5 protein-coding genes and 1 pseudogene are annotated in these 4,472 nt (G+C 72.4%); 3 read left to right on the top strand and 3 right to left on the bottom strand.

Translation table 11 applies throughout. From position 1 onward, the window contains the following. Positions 1–288: pseudogene (locus B0E53_RS33330) on the top strand (hypothetical protein); the annotation flags it as partial. Between the two features lie 108 nt (positions 289–396). Here the strand turns inward: B0E53_RS33330 and B0E53_RS33325 are convergent. After that, positions 397–816, bottom strand: a complete 420-nt coding sequence (locus B0E53_RS33325; protein ID WP_107079577.1) for a VOC family protein — start codon at positions 814–816, stop codon at positions 397–399. Beyond that, a complete protein-coding gene (locus tag B0E53_RS33320; RefSeq protein ID WP_091318767.1) occupies positions 792–1,364 on the bottom strand; it encodes a cob(I)yrinic acid a,c-diamide adenosyltransferase in 573 nt (190 codons plus the stop codon). Before B0E53_RS33320 ends, B0E53_RS33325 begins: the two co-directional genes overlap by 25 nt. Between B0E53_RS33320 and murA the strand changes: the two genes are divergently transcribed. Further along, positions 1,363–2,802, top strand: a complete 1,440-nt coding sequence (gene murA, locus B0E53_RS33315) for a UDP-N-acetylglucosamine 1-carboxyvinyltransferase (RefSeq protein ID WP_107079576.1) — start codon at positions 1,363–1,365, stop codon at positions 2,800–2,802. The genes B0E53_RS33320 and murA overlap by 2 nt on opposite strands. A 77-nt stretch (positions 2,803–2,879) precedes the next feature. Then, positions 2,880–3,728 (top strand): 3-hydroxyacyl-CoA dehydrogenase family protein, encoded by an 849-nt coding sequence (locus tag B0E53_RS33310; RefSeq protein ID WP_107079575.1) that lies wholly within the window; start codon positions 2,880–2,882, stop codon positions 3,726–3,728. Between the two features lie 40 nt (positions 3,729–3,768). On the opposite strand, the gene B0E53_RS33305 is transcribed toward B0E53_RS33310, so the two are convergent. Continuing rightward, positions 3,769–4,472, bottom strand: a 704-nt coding sequence (locus B0E53_RS33305) for an alpha/beta hydrolase-fold protein (protein WP_107079574.1), incomplete at its 5' end; no start/stop codon positions are given.

Below are 4,472 nucleotides of genomic sequence, written 5' to 3'. Positions count from 1 at the left end.
CAGGAGTCGAAGTTGGAGAACCTGGGTCACCTCGGCGACAAGAATGACCATGACTCGCTGGGTCTGTTCCAGCAGCGCCCGTCCAGTGGTTGGGGTACGCCGGAGCAGATCACCGACCCCGAGTACTCGACGCTTGCTTTCGAGAAGGGTTTGAAGCAGGTTGATGGTTGGCAGGGCATGCCGCTGACCGAGGCCGCCCAGACCGTGCAGGTCTCGGCTTACCCGGATGCGTACGCGCAGTGGGAGCAGCAGGCCGCCGACATCGTCGCCCAGCACTGGAACAGCTGACCCCAACAAACGAACGCTGGCCGGCACCCCACGGGGTGCCGGCCAGCGGCGTTCCCGGAGGGGCGTCGAGCGGGCGGCCAGCCCCCCGGGCCCGCGCGCCGGGAATCGTCAGTCGAGGTCGGCGACCAGCTCTACCTCGTACCCCTGCATGTCGGAGAGGTAGGCGGCGTAGGTCTGCGGGCCGCCGGCGTGCGGGTGCCGGTCCGGGAAGAGCAGTTCCCACCCGTGCCCGGGCGCGGCGGCGACCAGCCGGTCCACGGCGGCCGGCGGGCCGGCATGGAAGGCCAGGTGGTTGAGGCCCGGTGCGCGCCGGTCGTGCGCGCGCCCGTTCAGCGCGGGGGATTCCTCCAGGACCAGGTACGTCGGGCCGAGCCGCCAGGACCGGCCGGCCGGCCAGTCCTGGTACGGCGTCCAGCCGAGTTCGCCGAGGAGCCAGCCCCAGCTATGCCTGGCAGCGGCGAGATCGGGTACCCAGACCTCCACATGGTGCAGCGCGCCGACGGTCAGCGCTTGCCGCCCGGCACCCATAGCACATCACCATCCGGATTTGCCGTTCTTGACAGGATAAAGAGCAGATCGGAGAGCCGGTTGAGATACTTTGCCGGAAGGGTGCTGGTCCGGTCCGGGTCGTGCGCGACCAGCGCCCACGCCGCACGCTCGGCGCGTCGGGCGGTCGTCCGTGCCACGTGCAGCAGCGCCGCGCCAGCGGTGCCGCCGGGGAGGATGAAGGAGTCGAGCTTGCTCAGGCGCGCGTTGTACTCGTCGCACCAGCCCTCAAGGCGCTCCACGTACTCCTCGGTGACCCGCAGCGGCGGGTACTTCGGGTCCGGTTCCACGGGGGTCGCCAGGTCCGCGCCGACGTCGAACATGTCGTTCTGGATCGACCCCAGCACCGCCCGCAGCTCGTCGGGGAGCTGCCCCAGGGCGAGCGCGACGCCGATGGCGGCGTTGCACTCGTCCACGTCCGCGTACGCGGCGATCCGCGGATCGGTCTTCGGTACCTGCTCGTTGTTGCTCAGCCTGGTCATGCCGGCGTCGCCGGCCTTGGTGTAGATGCGCGTGAGGTGGACGGCCATGACGCACAGCCTACGGATACCGGACCTGACGATCCCGGCGCGGCCGGCCCGCGCCGCCTGGCCGGCCGGGGTGGGGCCGGGCGACGCCGGCGACCCGGCGGTCAACGACGTCGACGTCATCCGGGTGCTCGGTGAGGCCCGGCTGGCCGGCACCGTGCACGTGGTCGGGGCGAAGAACTCGGCGCTGAAGTTGATGGCGGCGGCACTGCTCGCCCCGGGGCGCAGCGTGATCACCAACGTCCCCCGGATCACCGACATCGCCATCATGGGGGAGGTGCTACGCCGGCTCGGCTGCGTCGTACGGTTCACCGCCGACGACCCGGTCGACCCGATGGTGGCCCGCGGCGGGGTGGAACGGTCCCGGTCGGTGGTGATCGACGTGCCGGAGCAGCCGGGCGCGGAGGCCGACTACGACCTGGTCCGCCGGCTGCGCGCGTCGATCTGCGTGCTCGGGCCGCTGCTGGCCCGCCGGGGGTACGTGCGGGTGGCCCATCCCGGCGGGGACGCCATCGGCTCCCGCGGCCTGGACATGCACATCGCCGGGCTCGCCCGGATGGGCGCGGAGATCTCCGGCGAGCACGGCTTCGTGATTGCCGAGGCCCCGGACGGGCTGCACGGCGCGGACATCCTGCTGGACTTCCCGAGCGTCGGCGCCACCGAGAACCTGGTGATGGCGGCGGTGCTCGCCCGGGGCACCACGACGATCGACAACGCGGCCCGGGAGCCGGAGATCGTCGACATCTGCACCATGCTGAACCGGATGGGCGCCCGGATCGAGGGGGCCGGCACGTCGACCCTGCACATCACCGGAGTGCCCGAGCTGCGCCCGGTCCGGCACGCCACGGTGGGGGACCGGATCGTCGCCGGGACGTGGGCGTTCGCCGCCGCCATGACCCGCGGTGACGTGACCGTGACCGGCGTGGATCCGGCCTACCTGGAGGTCGCGCTGGACAAGCTGGTCTCGGCCGGCGGCCTGGTGGAGACCCGGGCCGGCGCCTTCCGGGTACGCATGGACGACCGGCCGAAGGCCGTCGACGTGGTCACCCTGCCCTTTCCGGGCTTCGCCACCGACCTGCTGCCGATGGCGATCGGGCTGGCCGCGGTCAGCGACGGGGCCTCGCTGATCACCGAGAACATCTTCGACGGCCGGTTCATGTTCGCCAACGAGATGATGCGGCTCGGCGCGGACATCAAGACCGACGGCCACCACGCCCTGGTCTGCGGCCACGAGCGCCTCTCCGGCGCCCCGGTACGCGCCACCGACATCCGGGCCGGCGCCGGCCTGATCATCGCCGGGCTCTGCGCCGACGGGGTCACCGAGGTCTCCCACGTGCACCACGTCGACCGCGGCTATCCGGACTTCGTGGCCGACCTGCGGGCCCTCGGCGTCGAGGTGGACCGCGGCACGGTCCCGGACGAACCTGACCTCGCCATCTGATGGGCGGCCCTTAGCAGCCGTTCAGCCTCGTTGATTAGGGTGCTGGCAGACACTCAATCGCAGCGAGGGAGAAGCAGATGGCGGGTCGACTCGCGGTCGTCGGTGCCGGGTTGATGGGCTCGGGCATCGCCCAGGTGGCGGCGCAGGCGGGCTGGCAGGTGACGCTGCGCGACCTGGACGACGCGGCCACCAAGCGGGGCGTCGACGGCATCCGGAAGTCGCTTCAGAAGTTCGCCGAGAAGGGGAAGATCGAGGAGTCCGAGGTCGAGGCGACCCTGGCCCGGATCACCCCGACCACCGAGCTGGAGGCGGCGGCCGACGCGGACATCGTCGTCGAGGCGGTCTTCGAGAAGATCGAGATCAAGCACGAGGTGTTCCGCGCGCTGGACAAGATCTGCAAGTCGGACGCGGTCCTGGCCACCAACACCTCGGCCATCCCGGTCACCCAGATCGCCACCGCCACCGAGCGCCCGGAGTCGGTCGTCGGCACCCACTTCTTCTCGCCGGTGCCCATGATGAAGCTCTGCGAGCTGGTCCGCGGCTACAAGACCAGCGACGCGGCCCTGGCCACGGCCAAGGCGTTCGCCGAGGAGATCGGCAAGACCGTCGTGGTGGTCAACCGGGACATCGCCGGCTTCGTCACCACCCGGCTCATCTGCGCCCTCGCCATGGAGGCGGTCAAGCTGGTCGAGGCCGGCGTGATCTCCGCCGAGGACCTGGACACCGCCTGCAAGCTGGGCTTCGGCCACGCCATGGGCCCGCTGGCCACGGTCGACCTGACCGGCGTGGACGTGCTGCTCAACGCCACCAGGAACATCTACACCGACACGGCCGACGAGAAGTTCTTCCCGCCGGAGCTGCTCCAGCGGATGGCCACGGCCGGCGACCTGGGCCGCAAGACCGGCCAGGGCTTCTACAGCTACTGATCCGTGCACGTGACGCCCCCGGCCGCCCCGGTCGGGGGCGTCACGCTTTCCGGGGCGGGGTGAGGGCCGCGCCGAGCAGGGCGAACGCGTCCGGGATGACGGTGCCCCAGTAGGCGAAGTTGTGCCGGCCGTCGGCCCAGGTGGCGCGTACCGGGGGCTCGGGCAGCGCCCGGGCCAGCGCGCGGACATCCTTGAGGAAGTTGTCCTGCCGGCCGCACCAGAGGCCGACCGGGGTGCCGCGCAGCCGGTCCACGCCGGCGAAGACCGCGTCGCCCGGGCGGACCGCGGGCGAGAAGGCGGCCACCGCGCGCAGCCAACCCGGGTACGCCTCGGCGAGCAGCAGCGCCCCGAACCCGCCCATCGACCAGCCCCAGGCGGCCAGCCGGCCACTGTCGAAGCCGCGCCGGGCGCACCAGGTGGGCAACTCCTCGCGGACCATCCGCTGCGGGTCGTCGTCGCCGGAGCGGCGCCAGGAGAGCCGGCCGCCAGTGGCCCCGGCCAGCGCGAAGGGTGGGGCGCCGCGGCGTACCGCGTCGGTGAGGAACCGGGCCAGCCCGAGCCGGGCGTAGTCCCGGGGCGTGGCCGCGGCGCCGTGCAGCACCAGGCAGACGGGCAGGCCGCGGCCGTCGCCGTACCCCTCGGGCGCGGCCGTCCAGAAGTCCACCTCGCGGTCGCGGGCCCCCGACCGGATGCGGATCAGGCGCTCGTCCCCGGCCGGCGCGTCGGGCACGGCGGGCGCCGGCC

Origin of the sequence: Micromonospora sp. MH33 (genome assembly GCF_003013775.1) — a bacterium.
In the GTDB taxonomy this organism is placed as follows: Bacteria; Actinomycetota; Actinomycetes; order Mycobacteriales; family Micromonosporaceae; genus Micromonospora; species Micromonospora fulviviridis.
This window is presented reverse-complemented; position numbering and strand designations above follow the sequence as displayed.